Here is a 19,660-nt window from a genome sequence, read left to right on the forward strand (position 1 = left end):
CCCCAGGGGTACGACCGGTCAGGCCTGCTGGTGGTGCAGGCCCAGGTTTTCGTAGATCTCCAGCGTCGCCGTGGAGTTGTTCAAGGTGATGAAGTGCAGCCCCGGCACTCCCTCGGCCAGCAGCCGCGCGCAGAACTCCGTCGCGAACTCGATGCCAATGGAGCGTACAGCGGCGGGATCGTCTTTGGACCTGAGGATCCGCTCTTTCAGTTCCGGCGGGAAGTCCGCGTTGCTGAGCTGCGGCAATCGCTCCAGTTGGCGCACATTCGTCACCGGCATGATCTCCGGGATGATCGGTGTCCCGCAGCCGGCCGCCTCGACGCGGTCGCGCAGGCGCAGGTATTCCTCCGGGTGGAAGAACATCTGGGTGATCGCGTAGTCGGCGCCCGCGCGGCACTTGTCGACGAAGTGCGCGACGTCGGCCTCCCAGGTGTCCGAGCGGGGGTGCATCGCAGGGAAGGCGGCGACGCCCACGCAGAAGTCGCCGGACTCCTTGATGAGGCGTACCAGTTCGGCGGCGTAGGTCAGCCCCTCGGGGTGCTTGACCCAGTCGCCCATCGGGTCGCCGGGCGGGTCGCCGCGCAGCGCGAGCATGTTGCGGATCCCGGCGTCCGCGTACTGCCCGATGATGTTGCGCAGTTCGGCGACGGAGTGGTCGACGGCGGTGAGGTGGGCGACGGGCGTCAGCGTCGAATCGGCGACGATCTGCTGGGTCTCGCGCACCGTGCCCGCGCGCGTGGAGCCGCCGGCACCGTACGTCACGGAGACGAAGCTGGGCGCGACGGCCTCGACCCGGCGCAGCGAGTTCCAGAGGATCCGCTCGCCCTTGGGGGTCTTCGGCGCCGAGAACTCGAACGAGTACGTGGTCTTGCCGGTCGCGAGCATGTCACGCACGGTGCGTGCGCGGTCAGTCCTGGTGGAAGCAGTGCCTAGGGCCATACCGGCAGGTTAGCCAGGCTGGGCCGGTCACCCAACCGCACATTGGTCATTTGTCCCGTTAGTCGGTTTGTTGTCCACGCATCGGACACCATGGGGGTGTTGCTCAAACAGGCGTACGCATACGGGGGCGGGCGCACAGGAGTGCGGGCACGGTCGCCGTCAGACCGTACGCAGGCGCTTCGCGAAGTCCGCGGCGGCGGCGCCGGGGTCGTCCGCCTCCGTGATGGCGCGGACGACCACCACCCGGCGCGCGCCCGCCTCGATGACCTCGTCCAGATTGCCCGCGTCGATGCCGCCGATCGCGAACCAGGGGCGGTCGGTGCCGAGCGCGGCCGTGTACCGGACCAGGTCGAGGCCCGGGGCGTGGCGGCCCGGCTTCGTGGGGGTCGGCCAGCACGGGCCCGTGCAGAAGTAGTCCACGCCCTCCTGGACGGCGGCCGCGGCGGCCTCGTGCTCGGCGTGCGTGGAGCGGCCGATCAGGACGTCGTCGCTGGTGGCGCCGAGGATGGCGCGGGCCGCGGGCACGGGCAGGTCGCCCTGGCCCAGATGCAGCACGTCGGCACCGACGGCGTGGGCGACGTCCGCGCGGTCGTTCACCGCGAGGAGCTTGCCGTGCCGGCGGCAGGCGTCCGCGAAGACCTGGAGGTGCTCGAGCTCCTCGGCGGCCTCCATGCCCTTGTCGCGCAGCTGCACGATGTCGACGCCGCCCGCGAGGACGGCGTCGAGGAACTCGGGGAGGTCCCCCTGGCGCTTGCGCGCGTCGACGCACAGATAGAGCAGGGCGTCGGCGAGCCGGGCGCGCGCGGAGGCGCGCGCCGTGTCGGTGGCCATGAAGGGGTCCCCCCCGTGTCGGTGATGTACGGGCCGCGGCCGCGGCCCGTACACCGGACGGTTGTTTCAGGTCAGACGGCGAGCGCCTGCGCGCGGCGCTTCACCTCCGTCCCGCGATTCTCGCTCAGGGCCTGCGCGGGGGTGCCGGGCAGGGTCGGGTCGGGAGTGAAGAGCCACTCCAGTGCCTCTTCGTCGGTGAAGCCGTCGTCCCGCAGGAGCGTCAGGGTGCCTACGAGGCCCTTGACCACCTTGTCGCCGTCGATGAAGGCGGCGGGCACCTGCAGCGTGCGGTTCTCACCGCGGCGCACGGCGATCAGCTGGCCCTCCTTGACCAGCTGGCGCACGCGCGTCACCTCCACGTCGAGCATCTCTGCGATGTCGGGGAGGTGCAGCCAGGCGGGGACGAGAGCATCGGTCTTTGCGTCAATCTCGGTCACGGATCAAGCGTGCCATTTCTGGCCGGGGGCCGGTAGCGGGGGTGGGGGCCCTTGCGCCCCACGGTGCCCCATGGGGGTATTGGCGGTCTGCGTGGCCCTTGAGGCGGGCTGGAACCCGGGGCTGCCCACAGCAGACGCGGCGATCAGGCCGTGGCCTTCTTGAGCGGGACCGACGGGTCTGCCATCAGCGTCGGGTTCATGGGGGTTGCTGATTCGATCAGTTTGCGGCCCTGGGCCAGGTCGCGCGGGCGGCCCACCGCCAGGAGGGCGGTCAGGGCGCCGTCGCGGAGCCAGCAGACCGACCAGGCGGGGGTCGCGGGGTCGCCGCGCCGGATCAGCTCGTCGCCGGGCGCGTGATGCCCCGCGTACTGGACGAAGCGGCCGAACTGCTCGGACCAGAAGTACGGGACGGGGTCGTACGCCGTCGGGCTCTCGCCGACGATGCCGGCGGCGACCGTGCGCGGCCCCTGGACGGCGTTGTCCCAGTGGTGCACGAGCAGCCGCTCGCCGTACCGCCGCGAGGGGAAGGACGCGCAGTCGCCGACCGCGTACACGTCGGCCGCGGACGTGCGCAGACGGTCGTCGGCGAGCACCTCGTGGTGGGCGCCGAGCGCGATGCCGGAGCCCGCGAGCCACGCCGTCGCGGGCCGCGCGCCGATGCCGACGACGACGGCGCCCGCGGGCAGCCGCGTGCCGTCGTCGAGGAACACCGCGCCGGGCTCGACGCGCTCCACGCGCGCGTGGGTGCGCAGTTCGGCGCCCGCGTCCGCGTACCAGGCCGTCATCGGCGCCGCGACCTCGGCGGGCAGCGCGTCCGCGAGCGGCCGGTCGGCGGCCTCCACCACGGTCACCGAGCAGCCCGCCTCCCGGGCCGCCGTGGCGAACTCGGCGCCGATCCAGCCCGCGCCGACGACCACGACGTCGTGCTGTTCGGCGAGGACGGGCCGCAGCCGCTCGGCGTCGTCGAGGGTGCGCAGGAGGTGCACGCCGGGGACGCCCTCGGAGCCGGGCAGGCGGATCGGTTCGGCACCGGTCGCGAGGACCAGGCTGTCGTACGCGACCGGGCCCGCCTCGGTGTCCAGTTCATGGTCGGCGGGGCGGACGCCGGTGACGTCGACACCGAGCCGCAGTTCGACGCCGAGGGCCTCGAAGTCGATGTCGAAGGCCGAGCCCTCCGCCTTGCCGAGGAGCACCGCCTTCGACAGCGGCGGCCTGTCGTACGGCTGATGGGGCTCCGCGCCGATCAGCGTGACCGTGCCCGTGAACCCCTGCTCGCGCAGCGCCACGGCGGACTGCACCCCGGCCATCCCGGCGCCGACGATCACGACGCGCCGCCCCGACTCCACCCGCTTCTGCTCCTCGCTCACCCGGTCAACTGTAGGACGGCGCCCCGCCCGCGGACACGACGGGCTTAACCACCCGCGGGACGACGGGCTACGCTGGCCGTGCAGAGCACTCGCGGGAGCCCGGACGCACCGGGCTGAGAGGGAGGCTGGGACGGCCTCCGACCGTACGAACCTGATCCGGGTCATGCCGGCGAAGGGAGGGGCTGGACGCCCATGCGTTCCCGTACGAATTCAGATTCACGGACGAGGTCGAGCGCGCGCACGACGCCGAGCGCGCGCACGAGTACGGCGCCGAGCACGAGTACGACACCGAGCACCACTGCGCGTACGAGCACAGACGTCCTCGTCATCGGTGGTGGCGTCATCGGGCTCGTCACCGCCTGGCGGGCCGCGCAGCGCGGGCTCGCCGTCACCGTCGTCGACCCCGATCCCGGCGGCGGCGCGGCGCAGGTCGCGGCGGGCATGCTGGCCGCCGTCACCGAACTCCACCACGGCGAGCAGACCCTGCTCGGCCTCAACCTCGCCTCCGCGCGCCGCTATCCGGACTTCGTGGCCGAGCTGACGGAGGCGACCGGGCACGACGTCGGCTATCGCGCGTGCGGCACGCTCGCCGTCGCCCTCGACTCCGACGACCGCGCCCACCTGCGCGAACTGCACGCCCTCCAGCAGCGGTCGGGGCTCACACCGGAGTGGCTGAACGGCCGCGAGTGCCGCCGCCTCGAGCCGATGCTCGCTCCGGGGGTACGCGGCGGGCTGCGCGTCGACGACGACCATCAGGTCGACCCGCGCAGGCTCGCGGCCGCCCTCGTCGTGGCCTGCGAACAAGCCGGGGTGACGTTCACGCGCGCGTGGGCGCGGGAGCTCTCGGTCGTACGGGAGCGGGCCACCGGCGTCGTCCTCGCCGACGGCACCGCGCTGGCCGCCGCGCAGACGGTGCTCGCCGCGGGCAGCCTCAGCGGGCGGCTCGCGGGGGTGCCGGGTGACGTCCTGCCGCCGGTGCGGCCCGTGAAGGGGCAGGTGCTGCGGCTGACGGTGCCCGGGCGGTACGCGCCGTTCCTCCACCGCACCGTGCGCGCCGTCGTGCGCGGCAGCCACGTCTACCTGGTGCCGCGCGTCAGCGGTGAGCTGGTCGTCGGCGCGACCAGCGAGGAGTTGGGCTGGGACACCACGGTCACGGCGGGCGGCGTCTACGAACTGCTGCGCGACGCCCACGAACTCGTACCCGGCATCACGGAGCTGCCGCTCACGGAGACCCGCGCCGGGCTGCGGCCCGCCTCCCCCGACAACGCGCCCCTCCTCGGCCCCACCGCGCTGCCCGGCCTCCACCTGGCCACCGGCCACTACCGCAACGGCGTCCTCCTGACGCCCGTCACCGGGGACGTCATGGCGCACGCGCTGGTCACGGGCGAACTGCCGGAGGTGGCGCGGGCGTTCACGCCGGCCCGCTTCACGGCACTCCCGCACCCACCCTTCGCACCCACCACACCCACCCCCTCCCCCGCATCCCCCGCATCCCCCGCATCCCCCGAGGACCTCACGGAGCTGTCCGCATGACCACGCCGTTCGCCGTATTCGCCGTCTCCGTCAACGGAGAAGTACGAGACGTGGCCGCCGGGACCACGCTCGACACCGTCGTCGCCCAACTGTCCACCGCCCACTCCGGTGTCGCCGCCGCGCTCAACGAAACCGTCGTCCCGCGCGCGGAGTGGGCCGCCACCGCGCTCAGCGACGGCGACCGCGTCGAAGTCCTCACCGCCGTCCAGGGAGGCTGACGCACATGGCGGACGATCCCTTCGTCATCGGCGGCCTCACCCTGTCGTCGCGACTGATCATGGGTACGGGCGGTGCGCCCAGCCTCGACGTCCTGGAGCGGTCCCTCGTCGCCTCCGGGACGGAGCTGACGACCGTCGCGATGCGGCGGCTCGACCCCGGCGTCCAGGGCTCCGTGCTGTCCGTCCTTGACCGGCTCGGCATCCGGGTGCTGCCGAACACGGCGGGCTGCTTCACCGCGGGCGAGGCCGTCCTGACCGCGCGGCTCGCGCGGGAGGCGCTCGGCACCGACCTGGTGAAGCTGGAGGTCATCGCGGACGAGCGCACGCTGCTGCCCGACCCGGTGGAACTCCTCGACGCGGCCGAGGCCCTCGTCGACGACGGCTTCACCGTCCTTCCGTACACCAACGACGACCCCGTGCTCGCCCGGAAGCTGGAGGACGTGGGCTGCGCCGCCGTCATGCCGCTCGGCTCCCCCATCGGCTCCGGGCTCGGCATCCGCAACCCGCACAACTTCCAGCTCATCGTGGAGCAGGCGAGCGTGCCGGTGATCCTGGACGCCGGGGCCGGTACGGCGTCGGACGCGGCCCTCGCGATGGAGCTGGGCTGCGCCGGGGTGATGCTCGCGTCGGCCGTGACGCGGGCGCGCGAGCCCGTCCTCATGGCCGAGGCGATGCGCCACGGAGTCCTGGCGGGACGCCTGGCGCACCTGGGCGGCCGCATCCCCCGACGCCACTTCGCCGAGGCCTCGTCCCCCACGGCCGGCCGAGCCACCCTCGACCCCGAACGCCCGGCGTTCTGACCCCACCCGGCACCCCCAGCCACCGCTCCGCGGCGGCCTCTCCCACCCGCCCACCCGTGACTGTCGTCCCCGGGCGCACCCAGGGAGGCACGTTGCGAGGCCGGGGTGGGGGGTGGAGGGGCGGCGACGGCCGCGGAAGGGCCGCGGGGGCCTGGGCGGGCCGGGGGAAGCGGCGCGTCGAGGGCACGGGCGCTCGGGAGCGGCCCGGCAAGGGGCAGGCGAGAGCTGCCCGGCAGGGGATGGGCTCACCCCGGGGGCAAGGGCAGGCCAAGGGAGGCAGCGGGCGAGGGCACGGGGCAGTCGGGAGCCAGCCACCCCGCAGGGGACGGGCTCGCCCCGGGGACGACAGTCACGGGTGGGCGGGTGGGAGAGTCGCGCGCAGCGCGGTGTGGGGGTTGCCGGGGTGGAGGGGGAGGGCGGCCCCGGGCACGGGGTGGTTCGGCGTCGGTTACAGGTGCGCTGCAGTCTCGCTGGTCCGCCGCCCGCGAGGGCCGGGCCCCGGGCACCGCCTCGTAGACTCCCCCCGTGGACACGACCCTCAAGGACCCCCTCGTCGGGCAGGTGCTCGACGGCCGTTATCGCGTCGACGGACGAATCGCGGTCGGCGGGATGGCCACGGTCTACCGGGCCGTGGACACCCGCCTCGACCGCATGCTCGCCCTGAAGGTGATGCACCCGACGCTGGCGGCCGACGCCTCGTTCGTCGACCGCTTCATCCGCGAGGCCAAGTCGGTGGCCCGTCTCGCGCACCCGAACGTGGTCGGGGTCTTCGACCAGGGCACCGACGGCCCGTACGTGTATCTGGCGATGGAGTACATCGCCGGGTGCACCCTCCGCGACGTACTGCGCGAGCGCGGCGCCCTGCGCCCCCGCGCCGCCCTGGACATCCTGGAGCCCGTGCTCGCCGCCCTCGGCGCCGCGCACCGCGCCGGGTTCGTGCACCGCGACATGAAGCCGGAGAACGTCCTGATAGGGGACGACGGCCGGGTGAAGGTCGCCGACTTCGGTCTCGTACGGGCCGTGGACTCCGTCACGAACACGACCGGCACGGTCCTCGGCACGGTCTCCTACCTCGCCCCGGAGCAGATCGAGCAGGGCACAGCCGACACCCGGGTCGACGTGTACGCCTCCGGTGTCGTCCTGTACGAGATGCTCACCGGCGCCAAGCCGCACCAGGGCGACTCCCCCGCCCAGGTCCTCTTCCAGCACCTCAACGAGGACGTACCGCCGCCCTCCGCCGCCGTACCGGGCCTCGCCTTCGAGCTCGACGAACTGGTCGCGTCGGCGACCGCGCGCAACCCCGATCTGCGCCCCCACGACGCGGTGGCCCTGCTCGGGCAACTGCGCGAGGCCCGGTTCGCGCTCACCGAGGCGCAGTTGGACGCGATACCCCCGCAGGCCCGCGGCACCGAGAGCCAGAACGTGCAGGGCGGGCAGAGCGGGCACGACGGCTCCGAGGACCGTACGAGCGTCATTCCGCGCGCGGCACGTTCCGTACAGCTGCCCCTGCCCGCCGCGGCAGAGCCCGAGCGCCCCGCGGCGGATCCCCACACCTCCCCGCGCCAGGAACCCGCCCCCCGGCAGGACGGGCTCAGTCACACCAGCGTGCTGCGCACCCCGCCACCCGGACCGCCCCCGTCGGCGGCCCCCGTCTCCCCCGTGGCGCGGTTCCGGCAGCGCCTCAACACGCGCCGCGGGATCACCGCCGTGGTAGCCGCCGTCCTGCTGGCCCTCGGGCTCGGCGCGGGCGTCTGGTACATCAACTCGGGCCAGTTCACGAAGGTCCCGCCGCTCCTGGCGAAGACGGAGGCCGACGCGCGCAAGCGTCTCGACAGCGCCGGTCTCGACGTACGCAAGGTCAAGCGCGCGTACAGCGACACCGACAAGCGCGGCACGGTCATGGCGACCGACCCCGATGTCGGCGAGCGCATCCGGCACAACGGCAAGGTGACGCTGACCGTCTCCCTCGGCCCGGAGACCGTCAAGGTGCCGGACCTCGAGGGCACGCCCCTGGACAAGGCGAAGGACAAGCTCGACGACGCGGGCCTCGGGGCCGGCATGGTCACCAAGGCCTTCAGCGACGACGTCGAGAAGGGCGCCGTGATCAGCACGGACCCGGGCGCCGGAAAGGTCCGCAAGGCCGGCTCGGCCGTCGCGATCGTCGTCAGCAAAGGCCGCGCCGTCCAGCCGCCCGACGTCACCGGCGAGTCCGAGAGCGACGCCCGCGACGCGCTGGAGGAGGCCGGTCTGAAGGTGCGGATCGCCCCGGAGCGGGTCACCTCCGAGGAGGAGGACAAGGGCGATGTCCTGGAGCAGTCCCCGAACCCGAGCAAGAAGCTCTCCGAGGGCGACACGGTCACGCTGACCATCTCCAAGGGCCCGCCGCTGGTCGAGGTCCCGGACGTCGAGGGCATGAGCGTCGACGAGGCCAAGGACAAGCTGGAAGCGGCCGGCTTCGACGTCGACGAGGACCGCGGGCTGCTCGACATCTTCGCGGACAAGGTGAAGGACCAGTCGGTGGACGGCGGCGACAAGGCCCCCAAGGGGTCGACGATCACCATCAAGATCGGCTGAGCCGGGGACCGGCCCCGCGCCGGTCCCCGCCCCCGCCCCGTGCCACCCTTGACCGGGTGAGCACCGAGAAGTCCCCCGACTCCCCCCGCACCCCCCTGACCGCACGGGCCCGCCGCAACCCCGTCGGCAGCCACGTCCCCGTCGCGGGCGGCCTCGCCTCCGTGGGCCTCGCCTACGCGCGCGACCTCGCCGCCGAGACCGTGCAGGTCTTCGTGGCCAATCCGCGCGGCTGGGCGACCCCGCCCGGGAACCCCAAGCAGGACGAGGAGTTCCGCGCCGTCTGCGCGGCCGAGGACATCCCCGCGTACGTACACGCCCCCTACCTGATCAACTTCGGCTCGCACACCGAGGCGACGGTGGAGAAGTCCGTGGAGTCGATGCGGCACTCCCTGCGCCGCGGCCGCGAGATCGGCGCGCTCGGGGTCGTCGTGCACACCGGTTCGGCGACGGGCGGCCGGGAGCGGAAGGTGGCGCTGCGCCAGGTACGGGAGCGGGTCCTGCCGCTGCTCGACGAGCTGACCCACGACGACGACCCGTTCCTGCTCCTGGAGTCGACCGCCGGGCAGGGCGCCTCGCTGTGCTCGCGCACCTGGGACTTCGGGCCGTACTTCGAGGCCCTGGACGCCCATCCGAAGCTCGGGGTCTGCCTGGACACCTGCCACATCTTCGCGGCGGGGCACGACCTGGCCGGGCCCGGCGGCATGAAGCAGACCCTCGACCTGCTCGTGGACACGGTCGGCCCGGGCCGGCTGAAGCTGGTGCACGCCAACGACTCCAAGGACGTCGTCGCCGCCCACAAGGACCGCCACGAGAACATCGGCTCCGGCCACATCGGCGCCGACCCGTTCCGCGAGCTGATGACCCACCCGGCGACCGAGGGCGTGCCCCTGATCATCGAGACGCCGGGCGGCAAGGAGGGGCACGCGGCCGATGTCGCCCGCCTGAAGGAGCTGCGGGACGCATGATCCTTCCCTCTTGAGGAATACCCCCCAGGGGTATACGGTTCCTGTCAGTGCAGGAGCCGCTATTCGACGTTGGGGGATTTCTCATGCAGCACGACACGCACGCCGGACACCAGGACCGCAGCGGCCATGAGGGCCACGAGGGGCACGGCGGCCATGAGGGTCACGGTGGCCACGAGGGGCACGGCGGGCACGCGGGCCACAGCCACAGCGGGCACCACGGCATGGGCAAGGTCAGCTGGTCCACGGCCGCGCAGGCCACTCTGCACTGCCTCACCGGGTGCGCCATCGGCGAGGTCCTCGGCATGGTGATCGGCACCGCGCTCGGCTGGGGCAACGTGCCGACGATGGTGCTCGCGATCGCCCTCGCGTTCTTCTTCGGCTACGCGCTGACGCTGCGCGGCATCCTGAAGTCGGGCGTGGATTTCCGGACGGCGATCAGGGTCGCGCTCGCCGCCGACACCCTCTCCATCGCCGTGATGGAGCTGATCGACAACGGCGTGATCGCCCTCTGGCCCGGCGCCATGGACGCCCATCTCGCAGACGCGATGTTCTGGATCGTCCTCGCCATCGCGCTCGCCGCCGCCTTCGTGATCACCACCCCGGTCAACAAGTGGATGATCGGCCGCGGCAAGGGCCACGCGGTGGTCCACCAGTACCACCACTGACCCCGGCCGGACACCGGCCCGGAGCGGCTACAGCTCCGGGCCGTCCCCCGGCTCCTCCTGGTAGGAGTACCGCTGCTCCCGCCAGGGGTCGCCGATGTTGTGGTACCCGCGCTCCTCCCAGAAGCCGCGGCGGTCGGCCGTCATGTACTCGACGCCGCGGACCCACTTCGGGCCCTTCCAGGCGTACAGCTGGGGCACCACGAGCCGCAGCGGGAAACCGTGCTCGGCGGTGAGGAGTTCCCCGCCCTTGTGGGTGGCGAAGATCGTGCGTTCGGAGGCGAAGTCGGCCATGCGCAGGTTGGAGCTGAAGCCGTACTCGGCCCAGACCATGACATGGGTGGCGTTGGGCGCGGGCGGCGCGAGCGCGAGCAGGTCGCGGGCGAGCACCCCGCCCCATTCGGCGCCGAGCATGCTGAACTTCGTGACGCAGTGCAGATCCCCGACCACCGTGGCGTACGGCAGGGCCGAGAACTCCTCATGGGTCCAGCAGTGCTTCTCGCCGTCGGCGGTGGCGCCGAAGACCCTGAACTCCCAGCGCTCGGGACGGAACTTGGGCACCGGCCCGTAGTGCGTGACCGGCCAGCCGCGCTGCAGTCGCTGCCCCGGCGGAAGCTCCGGTTCCGCCACGTCTCGAGATGTGCGACCCACCGGCTGACCCATGGCTCCATCCTGACAGACGGCGAGCGGTGGACGTGACCAGGTATACGTGGATTCGGGCAACTCCTACTAAGCATGCACTTACTGGACGCCCCTGGATACCGGTGCAAAGATGCGCGGACCTGCCCAGTCACCCGCTTGGAAGGAGCCTCTGCGATGCAGGGCGACCCCGAGGTCATCGAATTTCTCAACGAGCAGCTGACCGCCGAGCTGACCGCGATCAATCAGTACTTCCTGCACGCCAAGATGCAGGACAACTTCGGTTGGACGAAGCTCGCCAAGTACACCCGGTCCGAGTCGATCGACGAGATGAAGCACGCGGAGGTGCTGACCGACCGGATCCTCTTCCTCGACGGTCTGCCCAACTACCAGCGGCTGTTCCATGTGCGCGTGGGCCAGACCGTCACCGAGATGTTCAAGGCGGACCGGCAGATCGAGGTGGAGGCGATCGACCGCCTCAAGCGCGGCATCGAGGTGATGCGCGCCAAGGGCGACATCACATCCGCGAACATCTTCGAGTCGATCCTCAAGGACGAGGAACACCACATCGACTATCTCGACACCCAGCTCGAGCTGGTCGAGAAGCTCGGCGAGCCGCTGTACATCGCGCAGCTCATCGAGCAGCCGGAGAGCTAGCCCGGCTCGGGGAGCCGCTAGGCGGCCTCCGGGAACTCCTCGCGCTCCGGAGCGGGCACGGCCGGAATCCCGGGAATCTTGGGCAGCTCCGCCTCAGGGGCCAGCGCCACGGCCGGCTCGCCCTGGTCCACCAGCTCGCGCCGCGGGCACGCGCCCCGGCCGAGCAGCGACTGAATGCGGCGTACGCACGAACCGCAGTCCGTGCCCGCCTTGGAGGCGGAGGCGATCTGGCGGGGGGTGCAGGCACCGGCCTCCGCATGCTTCTTCACCTGCTCTTCGGTGACCCCGAAGCAGTTGCAGACGTACACGCGGTTCACCTCCCGAGGACAGGCTGACAAGTGGCGGCCGTCCCGATTGATCGGTGAGGCTAACCTAACCTTACCCGCGCCTCCGGCTGCGCAAAAGCCCGGGATACGCACGTGGGGCGCGGATCACACGGATCCGCGCCCCACACCTGCGTAACCAGGGAATGCCCAGGTCAGGTGATCACTGGTCCCGGTACATCTCCGCCACCAGGAACGCCAGGTCCAGCGACTGGCTGCGGTTGAGCCGCGGGTCGCACGCCGTCTCGTAGCGCTGGTGCAGGTCGTCGACGAAGATCTCGTCGCCGCCGCCCACGCACTCCGTGACGTCGTCGCCGGTGAGCTCCACGTGGATGCCGCCCGGGTGCGTGCCGAGCGCCTTGTGGACCTCGAAGAAGCCCTTGACCTCGTCGAGCACGTCGTCGAAGCGGCGGGTCTTGTGGCCGGAGGCCGCCTCGTAGGTGTTGCCGTGCATCGGGTCGGTGATCCAGGCCACGGTGGCGCCGGACGCGGTGACCTTCTCGACCAGCTCGGGGAGCTTGTCGCGGACCTTGTCCGCGCCCATGCGGGCGATGAACGTCAGGCGGCCGGGCTCACGGTCCGGGTCGAGGCGGTCGATGTACCGCAGCGCCTCCTCGGCCGTCGTCGTCGGGCCGAGCTTGATGCCGATCGGGTTGCGGATCTTCGAGGCGAACTCGATGTGCGCGCCGTCCAGCTGACGGGTGCGCTCGCCGATCCAGACCATGTGGCCCGAGACGTCGTACAGCTGGCCCGTACGCGAGTCCACGCGGGTCAGCGCCGACTCGTAGTCGAGAAGCAGCGCCTCGTGCGAGGCGTAGAACTCGACCGTCTTGAACTCCTCGGGGTCCGTGCCGCAGGCCCGCATGAAGTTGAGCGCGTTGTCGATCTCGCGGGCGAGCTGCTCGTAGCGCTGCCCGGACGGGGACGACTTCACGAAGTCCTGGTTCCAGGCGTGCACCTGGCGCAGGTCGGCGTAGCCGCCGGTGGTGAAGGCGCGCACCAGGTTGAGCGTGGAGGCGGAGGCGTTGTACATCCGCTTCAGGCGCTCGGGGTCCGGGACGCGGGCCTTCTCGGTGAAGTCGAAGCCGTTGACGGAGTCGCCGCGGTACGTCGGCAGGGTGACGCCGTCGCGGGTCTCGGTCGGCTTGGAGCGCGGCTTGGAGTACTGCCCGGCGATCCGCCCGACCTTCACGACCGGCACGGAGGCGGCGTAGGTGAGGACGGCGCCCATCTGGAGGAGGGTCTTGAGCTTGGCCCGGATGTGCTCGGCGCTCACGGCGTCGAACGACTCGGCGCAGTCGCCGCCCTGAAGGAGGAACGCCTCGCCCCTGGCGACGGCACCCATGCGGGAGCGCAGCTGGTCGCACTCGCCCGCGAAGACGAGCGGGGGATAGGAACTGAGCTCGCCGATGACGTCGCGCAGGGCCTCGGCATCGGGGTACTCAGGCTGCTGCGCCGCAGGCAGGTTTCGCCAGGTCGCCTCGGCGGCGACGGCTTGGGAATCAGCGTTCACGGTCACCCCGTAAACCTTACGGGGTCGCGTCGAGTGCTTTTCCCGCCGCTCAACTGATGAGACGGGCGGCACACACCGCCCGCCGCCCGACGCCCCCGCAGAGTCAGGGAGAACATCGCGGATCTCGAGTCGTGACCGCCACTCGTCGGATCACCCACGCGACGGCGGGGAGCAGGTTCTTCACGGGGTGGAACGAGCGGCCCCGCGAACGGTCACACCTCGTCGCACCCGCTCCCCCGCGCTCGGCGCCCCCAGGGCCAGCGCGCGATGGGTGCGGCGCAGCATCAGCCGGGCCATGAAGGGGTGGCCGAGGCGGACGGCGGCCCAGTAGAGGCGGCCGCGGCGGGTGTCGGGGCGGGCGTAGGTGCTGAGGGTGACGTGTGCGTCGTCGACGAGGATCGAGGCGCGGGCGGTCAGGCCCGCGATGTCGACCTGGAGCAGCAGCTCCCCGTCGGCGCACCCCAGCTCGGGGAAGTCCTCGCGCAGCATGCGGGACCAAGCGCGCGGGTCGCGGGGCAGGCCGGGGAGCATCCGCATGCGGTACGCGTCCTGGTAGGCGGGCCGGTCGAGGGCGGCGCGCAGCAGCCGGGCGCCCTCGGGGACGGCGACCGTCTCGGGCCGGTCCCAGTCGAGGGCGTTCAGCAGCCGTACCCATCGTGACCAGCGCACGGGGTGCGCGCAGTGGCCCGCGGCCGCCCGCTCGGCGTTGTCGAGGACCTCCTCGACCATCGTGTCGTGCACCGGCCGGACGACCGTCGGCCACAGGACGCGGTCCAGGCCCCGCGGCGTGGTCTCCAGGACGTGCCGCACGCGGCAGCGCCGCTCCCCCAGGGGTTCGACGGAGATCTCGTGGAAGCCGTTGTCGGGGTCGGCGAAGTCGAAGCGGACCCGGTGGCCCGGTTCGTACTCCGTCACCGCGTACCTCACCGGGCCGTGGCCGCCGGTGGCGCCGACCGCGAGCGGCCCGTCGAAGGTCATCGCGGGCCAGGCCGGGGTCGGGAAGAGCGGGTCGTCCGCGGCGGAGAGCCGGTCGATCAGCGCACCCACAGCCGCCGCCGGAGCCTCGATCACTCGCTCGTGTTCATTGCGTACGACACCCACGACGCACCTCCATACGCTGGCGTATGGTCAACCGTACGATACCGTACGGTCATGGCGCAACGGCAGCGGAAGACAGCGACCCCGGACGCGCGGAAGGCCCCGGCGAAGCCCCGCCTCTCCGCTCAGGACTGGGCCGACGCGGCGCTCACGGCCATCGGTGAGGGCGGGCTCGCCGCCGTCGCCGTGGAGCCCCTCGCGGTCCGGCTCGGCACCACCAAGGGCAGCTTCTACTGGCACTTCGCGAACCGTGACGCCCTCATCGAGGCCGCCCTGGAGCGCTGGGCGGAGATCAACACCGAGGGGATCATCAGCGAGGTCGAGGCGGAGCCGGACCTCCGCACCCGCGTCCGGCTGCTGTTCGCCGAGGCCATCAGCTCGGCGTCCGCGGACCCCCTGGAGGTCTCGCTGCTCGCGACCGCCTCGCACCCCAAGGTCGCCGCGGCGCTGCGGCGTGTCACCGAGCGCCGGGTGGCGTACGTCGCCGGCCTCTTCGCCGCCCTCGGCTTCCCGGAAGGCGAGGCGCGCCGCCGCGGGCTGCTGGCGTACTCGGTGTACCTGGGCCACGCCCAGCTCGGCCACGCGGCGCCTTCGGTGCTGCCCGGCGAGGACGAGTTCGGCGCCTATCTGGACGAGGCGCTGGATGTGCTGATGGCCCGGCCCTGAGACGCGCCGCCGTCCCGGGTCCGGGATGCGCTAGGGTGCGGGGCATGTTCGCGCACTCGACCCAGAACTGGTGGTGGCCCGCTTCTTCGGCGGCCCACTGACTGCGCGTACCCAGACATCGCGAAGGCCGCCCGAGGGGCGGCCTTCGGTGTTTTCCGGCAGCGTTCCGGACCGGCCGTTCCTCCCCCGTCCGCTCACGGAGAAGGAACAGCCCCATGGATCCGCGGAACCCGCTGACCGACGACCGCCCGTCCCCCACCGCCCTCGACCGACTGCTCGACGAGCAGACCCCTTTCGCTCTGCTGCGCCGCCGCACCCCCGGCCGTGACCACGACACGGTGGAGGTCCTGCGCGGGCCGGTCACGACCTGCGACCGCCTCGCCGACCTGCCCGACGGCCTCGCCCTCATCCCCTTCCGGCAGATCAGGGAGCGCGGCTTCGAGGTGACCGACGACGGCACGCCGCTCGCGGTCCTCACGCCCGAGGAGACGTACGAGATCCCGCTCGCCGAGGCTCTGGCGGCGCTGCCCGACCATGAGGTGCGGGTGACGGAGGGTGCCTTCGACGTGAGCGACGAGGCGTACGCGCGGACCGTCGGCCGGGTGCTGCGGGAGGAGATCGGCGGCGGCGAGGGCGCCAACTTCGTGATCCGGCGGACGTACCGTGGCGAGATCCCCGGGTTCGGACGGGCCGACGCGCTGGCGCTGTTCCGCAGGCTGCTCGTGGGTGAGCGCGGGGCGTACTGGACGTTCGTCGTGCACACCGGAGGCGAGGACGGGCGGACGCTGGTCGGGGCGAGCCCGGAGGTGCATGTGCGGATGTCCGGCGGGACGGTCGTCATGAACCCGATCAGCGGGACGTACCGCTATCCGCCCGAGGGCCCCACGGCCGATGACCTGCTGCGGTTCCTCGCCGACGGCAAGGAGACCGAGGAGCTGTCGATGGTCGTCGACGAGGAGCTGAAGATGATGTGCACCGTCGGCGACCGCGGCGGGGTGGTCGTCGGCCCCCGGCTGAAGGAGATGGCCCACCTCGCGCACACCGAGTACGAGCTGCGGGGCCGTTCGTCGCTGGACGTGCGGGAGGTGCTGCGGGAGACGATGTTCGCGGCGACCGTCACCGGCTCGCCCGTGCAGAACGCGTGCCGGGTGATCCGGCGGCACGAGGCGGGCGGGCGCGGTTACTACGCGGGGGCGCTCGCGCTGATCGGCCGGGCCGCGGGCGGCGGGCGGGAAGGGTCCGTCGGCGCGCAGACCCTGGACTCGCCGATCCTGATCCGCACCGCCGACATCGACGCGCGCGGGGGTCTGCGGGTGCCGGTCGGCGCGACGCTGGTGCGCGGCTCGGATCCGGCCGGGGAGGTGGCGGAGACGCACGCGAAGGCGGCCGGGGTGCTCGCCGCGCTCGGTGTGCGGCCCGGGCGGCCGCGGCACGAGAGCGCGCGGCCCGCGCTCGCCGACGACCCCCGGGTGCGGGCGGCCCTGGACGGGAGGCGGGCCGGGCTCGCCCCGTTCTGGCTGCGGATGCAGAAGGGGGCCTCCCCTGCTCGAACGGAGTTGAGCGCTCGGGGAAAGTCGGCGGAGCTGTCCGGGCACGCGCTCGTCGTCGACGGCGAGGACACGTTCACGGCGATGCTCGCGCATGTGCTGCGCTCGTCGGGCCTGACGGTGTCGGTGCGCCGCTACGACGAGCCGGGCCTCGCGGACGCGGCCCTCACCCACGCGGGTCCCGTCGTCCTCGGCCCCGGTCCTGGCGACCCCGCCGCCTCGGGGGACCCGAAGATGCGGTTCCTGCGGGCGCTCGCGGCGGAGCTGGTGCGTGGCCATCGGCATCCGGTGCTCGGGGTGTGCCTGGGGCACGAGCTGATCGCGGCCGAGCTGGGCCTGGAGATCGTGCGCAAGGAGGTGCCGTACCAGGGGGCGCAGACGACGGTCGACCTGTTCGGGCGGGCGGAGACCGTCGGCTTCTACAACAGCTTCGTGGCGCGCTGCGACGAGGAGGCGGCCCTCGAACTGGCGGCGCACGGGATCGAGGTGAGCCGGGACCGGGCGAGCGGGGAGGTGCACGCGCTGCGCGGCCCCGGGTTCGCGGGGGTGCAGTTCCATCCGGAGTCGGTGCTGTCGCTGCGCGGGGCGCAGGTCGTGCGGGAACTGCTCGGTCAGCTGCGGGGCGCGGCGGGCACGAGGACGTTCTCGGAGCGGCGGCCCGCCTGATGGTCGAGGACGTTCTGGACGGTGGTGTCGATGATCTGGCTCACGGCGTCGACCGTGTAGTACGCCTGGTGGGAGGTCACGACGACGTTCGGGAAGGTGACGAGGCGGGCCAGGGTGTCGTCCTCGACGGCCTCCAGGGACTTGTCGAGGAAGAAGAGCCCGGCCTCGGCCTCGTACACGTCGAGGCCGACGCCGGTGAAGCGGCCCGCGCGCAACTCGCTCACCAGCGCGTCGGTGTCGATCAGACCGCCGCGGCTGGAGTTCACCAGGATCGCGTCGTCCTTCATCGAGCGCAGGGCGCCGGCGTCGATGATGTGGTGGGTGGCGGGGAGCAGCGGTACGTGCAGGCTGATCAGGTCGGACTCGACGAACAGCTGTTCCTTGTCCACGTACTTCATGCCGAGCGCGACGCACGCGGGGTTCTCGGCGACGTCCCAGCCGAGGAGATTCATCCCGAAGCCGTGCGCGATCCGGGTGAAGGCCTCTCCGATCTTGCCGGTGCCGAGCACTCCGGCGGTGCGGCCGTGCAGGTCCCGGCCCATCAGGCCGTCGAGGCGGAAGTCGAAGTCGCGGGTGCGGTTGCTGGCGCGGACGATGCGGCGGTTGACGGCGGTCGCCAGGGTCCAGGCGAACTCGGCGACGGAGTAGGGCGAGTAGGAGGAGACGCGGGCGACCGTCAGGCCCAGGCGTTCGGCGACCTGGAGGTCGATGTTGTTGAAGCCGGTGGAGCGCTGGGCGATCATCTGCGTGCCACCGGCGGCGAGGGTCTGCAGGACGCGGTTGTTCAGGCTGGCGTTGACGCTGGTCGAGATGATCTCGTACCCGGCGGCGATGGGGGCGGTGTCCTCGTTCAGGAAGACGTCCAGGCACCGGGTGTCGTGGTGCGGCGCGAAGGCCTTCTCGATGAGGGGGCGCTCGTCCGCCTGGACGCCGAAGGCAAGGATCTCCACGGTTGCTCCCGGTCTCGCGTGCGTTGCCCCCGCGCCGCCGAATATACGGTCCCGCCGCCGCACCCGCCGCCCGACGGCGCGGTTCGGCCGGGGGCCGGTCGTGCGGGTCAGCCGAAGAAGACGCCCACCTCCTTGTAGAGCGCGGGGTCGACCGTCTTGAGCTTGGCGGTGGCGTCGGCGATCGGGACGCGGACGATGTCCGTGCCGTGCAGGGCGACCATCTTGCCGAAGTCGCCGTCGCGCACGGCGTCGATCGCGTGCAGACCGAAGCGGGTGGCGAGCCAGCGGTCGAAGGCGCTCGGCGTGCCGCCCCGCTGGACGTGCCCGAGGACCGTGGTGCGGGCCTCCTTGCCGGTGCGCTTCTCGATCTCCTTGGACAGCCACTCGCCGACGCCGGAGAGCCGCACGTGCCCGAAGGAGTCGAGGGTGCCGTCCTTGAGGACCATCTCGCCGTCCTTGGGCATGGCGCCCTCCGCGACGACGACGATCGGCGCGTAGGAGGCCTTGAAGCGCGAGGTCACCCAGGCGCACACCTGGTCGAGGTCGAAGCGCTGCTCGGGGATGAGGATGACGTTGGCGCCGCCCGCGAGCCCGGAGTGCAGCGCGATCCAGCCGGCGTGGCGGCCCATGACCTCGACGACGAGGACGCGCATGTGCGACTCGGCGGTGGTGTGCAGGCGGTCGATGGCCTCGGTGGCGATGCCGACGGCCGTGTCGAACCCGAAGGTGTAGTCCGTGGCGGACAGGTCGTTGTCGATGGTCTTCGGTACGCCGACGACGTTGATGCCGTACTCGTCGGTGAGGCGGGCGGCGACCCCGAGGGTGTCCTCGCCGCCGATGGCGATCAGGGCGTCGACCTCGTACTTGGCGAGGTTCTCCTTGATCCGCCGGATGCCGTTCTCGACCTTGAGGGGGTTGGTCCGCGAGGAGCCGAGGATGGTGCCGCCGCGCGGCAGGATGCCGCGGACGGCGGGGATGTCGAGTTGGACGGTGTCGCCTTCGAGCGGTCCGCGCCAGCCGTCGCGGAAGCCCACGAAGTCGTACGCGTACTCCTGCACGCCCTTGCGGACGACGCCCCGGATGACGGCATTGAGTCCGGGGCAGTCACCGCCTCCGGTCAGAACTCCGACCCGCATGGAAATGTCCCTTCGCCGCGATTGCGCTGACGCGAGCCACGCTAATGGTGATCCGCGTCACTTCGGCATGGGACGAACCGTGAATTCCGGGGCGTGGTACGGGAGTTGCGGTGGAGGGTGGGGCCGCGGTTCACCCGAA

At 72.1% G+C, this 19,660-nt stretch carries 20 protein-coding genes and 1 riboswitch; of the genes, 10 read left to right on the forward strand and 10 right to left on the reverse strand.

The window, feature by feature from the left end:
- Nucleotides 1-18: 18 nt before the first annotated feature.
- The 4 genes from metF to ACZ6BG_RS01900 form a co-directional block, all read right to left on the reverse strand.
- Nucleotides 19-939 carry a methylenetetrahydrofolate reductase [NAD(P)H] gene (gene metF / locus ACZ6BG_RS01885; RefSeq protein ID WP_468995471.1) on the reverse strand — a complete coding sequence of 307 codons (921 nt, stop codon included), beginning with the start codon at nt 937-939 and terminating at the stop codon, nt 19-21.
- A 159-nt stretch (nt 940-1,098) separates the two neighbouring features.
- Nucleotides 1,099-1,770: a thiamine phosphate synthase gene (gene thiE, locus ACZ6BG_RS01890; protein WP_468995475.1), complete on the reverse strand. Its 672-nt coding sequence runs from the start codon at nt 1,768-1,770 to the stop codon at nt 1,099-1,101.
- A 71-nt stretch (nt 1,771-1,841) separates the two neighbouring features.
- A complete protein-coding gene (locus ACZ6BG_RS01895) occupies nt 1,842-2,207 on the reverse strand; it encodes an Rv2175c family DNA-binding protein (protein ID WP_289951915.1) in 366 nt (121 codons plus the stop codon).
- Between the two features lie 143 nt (nt 2,208-2,350).
- Nucleotides 2,351-3,514, reverse strand: a complete 1,164-nt coding sequence (locus ACZ6BG_RS01900) for an NAD(P)/FAD-dependent oxidoreductase (protein ID WP_468997834.1) — start codon at nt 3,512-3,514, stop codon at nt 2,351-2,353.
- 141 nt (nt 3,515-3,655) lie between these two features.
- Nucleotides 3,656-3,769, forward strand: a riboswitch (TPP riboswitch).
- On the opposite strand from ACZ6BG_RS01900, the gene thiO reads away from it, so the two are divergent.
- The 6 genes from thiO (at nt 3,767) to ACZ6BG_RS01930 (ending at nt 10,329) form a co-directional block, all read left to right on the forward strand.
- On the forward strand, nt 3,767-5,107 hold the full coding sequence (thiO, locus tag ACZ6BG_RS01905) for a glycine oxidase ThiO (protein ID WP_468995481.1): 1,341 nt from the start codon (nt 3,767-3,769) through the stop codon (nt 5,105-5,107). Its footprint overlaps the riboswitch before it by 3 nt.
- Nucleotides 5,104-5,325 carry a sulfur carrier protein ThiS gene (thiS, locus tag ACZ6BG_RS01910; protein ID WP_468449113.1) on the forward strand — a complete coding sequence of 74 codons (222 nt, stop codon included), beginning with the start codon at nt 5,104-5,106 and terminating at the stop codon, nt 5,323-5,325. The genes thiO and thiS overlap by 4 nt, the downstream gene beginning before the upstream one ends.
- 5 nt (nt 5,326-5,330) lie before the next feature.
- Nucleotides 5,331-6,125, forward strand: coding sequence for a thiazole synthase (locus tag ACZ6BG_RS01915; protein WP_468995488.1), 795 nt, complete (start codon nt 5,331-5,333; stop codon nt 6,123-6,125).
- 525 nt (nt 6,126-6,650) lie between these two features.
- Nucleotides 6,651-8,699 (forward strand): Stk1 family PASTA domain-containing Ser/Thr kinase, encoded by a 2,049-nt coding sequence (pknB, locus tag ACZ6BG_RS01920; RefSeq protein ID WP_468995492.1) that lies wholly within the window; start codon nt 6,651-6,653, stop codon nt 8,697-8,699.
- Nucleotides 8,700-8,755: 56 nt separating this feature from the next.
- Nucleotides 8,756-9,664, forward strand: coding sequence for a deoxyribonuclease IV (locus tag ACZ6BG_RS01925; protein ID WP_468995495.1), 909 nt, complete (start codon nt 8,756-8,758; stop codon nt 9,662-9,664).
- Between the two features lie 83 nt (nt 9,665-9,747).
- Nucleotides 9,748-10,329: a DUF4396 domain-containing protein gene (locus ACZ6BG_RS01930; protein WP_468995498.1), complete on the forward strand. Its 582-nt coding sequence runs from the start codon at nt 9,748-9,750 to the stop codon at nt 10,327-10,329.
- A gap of 27 nt (nt 10,330-10,356) precedes the next feature.
- On the opposite strand, the gene ACZ6BG_RS01935 is transcribed toward ACZ6BG_RS01930, so the two are convergent.
- Nucleotides 10,357-10,989, reverse strand: coding sequence for a sulfite oxidase-like oxidoreductase (locus tag ACZ6BG_RS01935; protein ID WP_468449123.1), 633 nt, complete (start codon nt 10,987-10,989; stop codon nt 10,357-10,359).
- Nucleotides 10,990-11,142: 153 nt separating this feature from the next.
- On the opposite strand from ACZ6BG_RS01935, the gene bfr reads away from it, so the two are divergent.
- Entirely contained in the window at nt 11,143-11,622 is a 480-nt protein-coding gene (gene bfr / locus ACZ6BG_RS01940; RefSeq protein WP_468995504.1) for a bacterioferritin, read from the forward strand.
- A 17-nt stretch (nt 11,623-11,639) separates the two neighbouring features.
- Here the strand turns inward: bfr and ACZ6BG_RS01945 are convergent, their stop codons facing one another.
- The 3 genes from ACZ6BG_RS01945 to ACZ6BG_RS01955 form a co-directional block, all read right to left on the reverse strand.
- Nucleotides 11,640-11,930 carry a (2Fe-2S)-binding protein gene (locus ACZ6BG_RS01945; protein WP_468997836.1) on the reverse strand — a complete coding sequence of 97 codons (291 nt, stop codon included), beginning with the start codon at nt 11,928-11,930 and terminating at the stop codon, nt 11,640-11,642.
- A gap of 178 nt (nt 11,931-12,108) precedes the next feature.
- Entirely contained in the window at nt 12,109-13,464 is a 1,356-nt protein-coding gene (locus tag ACZ6BG_RS01950) for a class II 3-deoxy-7-phosphoheptulonate synthase (protein ID WP_468449127.1), read from the reverse strand.
- 174 nt (nt 13,465-13,638) lie between these two features.
- Complete coding sequence (locus ACZ6BG_RS01955) at nt 13,639-14,559, reverse strand: SRPBCC family protein (RefSeq protein ID WP_468995509.1); 921 nt, start codon at nt 14,557-14,559, stop codon at nt 13,639-13,641.
- A 51-nt stretch (nt 14,560-14,610) separates the two neighbouring features.
- On the opposite strand from ACZ6BG_RS01955, the gene ACZ6BG_RS01960 reads away from it, so the two are divergent.
- The 3 genes from ACZ6BG_RS01960 to ACZ6BG_RS01970 all read left to right on the forward strand — a co-directional run bounded on the left by ACZ6BG_RS01960 (nt 14,611) and on the right by ACZ6BG_RS01970 (nt 17,435).
- Nucleotides 14,611-15,222 (forward strand): TetR/AcrR family transcriptional regulator, encoded by a 612-nt coding sequence (locus ACZ6BG_RS01960; protein WP_468995512.1) that lies wholly within the window; start codon nt 14,611-14,613, stop codon nt 15,220-15,222.
- A 44-nt stretch (nt 15,223-15,266) separates the two neighbouring features.
- Entirely contained in the window at nt 15,267-15,323 is a 57-nt protein-coding gene (locus ACZ6BG_RS01965) for a trp operon leader peptide (RefSeq protein ID WP_106983522.1), read from the forward strand.
- A 114-nt stretch (nt 15,324-15,437) separates the two neighbouring features.
- On the forward strand, nt 15,438-17,435 hold the full coding sequence (locus tag ACZ6BG_RS01970; RefSeq protein WP_468995518.1) for an anthranilate synthase family protein: 1,998 nt from the start codon (nt 15,438-15,440) through the stop codon (nt 17,433-17,435).
- Here the strand turns inward: ACZ6BG_RS01970 and ACZ6BG_RS01975 are convergent.
- Both ACZ6BG_RS01975 and ACZ6BG_RS01980 read right to left on the reverse strand, forming a co-directional pair.
- On the reverse strand, nt 17,381-18,385 hold the full coding sequence (locus tag ACZ6BG_RS01975) for a 2-hydroxyacid dehydrogenase (protein WP_468995521.1): 1,005 nt from the start codon (nt 18,383-18,385) through the stop codon (nt 17,381-17,383). The genes ACZ6BG_RS01970 and ACZ6BG_RS01975 overlap by 55 nt on opposite strands.
- Nucleotides 18,386-18,492: 107 nt before the next feature.
- Nucleotides 18,493-19,521: a 6-phosphofructokinase gene (locus ACZ6BG_RS01980; RefSeq protein ID WP_468995525.1), complete on the reverse strand. Its 1,029-nt coding sequence runs from the start codon at nt 19,519-19,521 to the stop codon at nt 18,493-18,495.
- Nucleotides 19,522-19,660 lie beyond the last annotated feature (139 nt).

The sequence above is a fragment of the Streptomyces sp. NPDC041205 genome (genome assembly GCF_055591765.1).

What these genes read in the sequence shown, in the direction of transcription:
- metF (WP_468995471.1), bottom strand. Translation starts at nt 939, where the DNA reads ATGGCCCTAGGCACTGCTTCCACCAGGACTGACCGCGCACGCACCGTG.
- ACZ6BG_RS01935 (WP_468449123.1), bottom strand. Translation starts at nt 10,989, where the DNA reads ATGGGTCAGCCGGTGGGTCGCACATCTCGAGACGTGGCGGAACCGGAG.
- ACZ6BG_RS01980 (WP_468995525.1), bottom strand. Translation starts at nt 19,521, where the DNA reads ATGCGGGTCGGAGTTCTGACCGGAGGCGGTGACTGCCCCGGACTCAAT.
- ACZ6BG_RS01930 (WP_468995498.1), top strand. Translation starts at nt 9,748, where the DNA reads ATGCAGCACGACACGCACGCCGGACACCAGGACCGCAGCGGCCATGAG.
- ACZ6BG_RS01960 (WP_468995512.1), top strand. Translation starts at nt 14,611, where the DNA reads ATGGCGCAACGGCAGCGGAAGACAGCGACCCCGGACGCGCGGAAGGCC.
- thiO (WP_468995481.1), top strand. Translation starts at nt 3,767, where the DNA reads ATGCGTTCCCGTACGAATTCAGATTCACGGACGAGGTCGAGCGCGCGC.
- ACZ6BG_RS01970 (WP_468995518.1), top strand. Translation starts at nt 15,438, where the DNA reads ATGGATCCGCGGAACCCGCTGACCGACGACCGCCCGTCCCCCACCGCC.
- thiS (WP_468449113.1), top strand. Translation starts at nt 5,104, where the DNA reads ATGACCACGCCGTTCGCCGTATTCGCCGTCTCCGTCAACGGAGAAGTA.
- bfr (WP_468995504.1), top strand. Translation starts at nt 11,143, where the DNA reads ATGCAGGGCGACCCCGAGGTCATCGAATTTCTCAACGAGCAGCTGACC.
- thiE (WP_468995475.1), bottom strand. Translation starts at nt 1,770, where the DNA reads ATGGCCACCGACACGGCGCGCGCCTCCGCGCGCGCCCGGCTCGCCGAC.
- ACZ6BG_RS01915 (WP_468995488.1), top strand. Translation starts at nt 5,331, where the DNA reads ATGGCGGACGATCCCTTCGTCATCGGCGGCCTCACCCTGTCGTCGCGA.
- ACZ6BG_RS01900 (WP_468997834.1), bottom strand. Translation starts at nt 3,514, where the DNA reads ATGGCCGGGGTGCAGTCCGCCGTGGCGCTGCGCGAGCAGGGGTTCACG.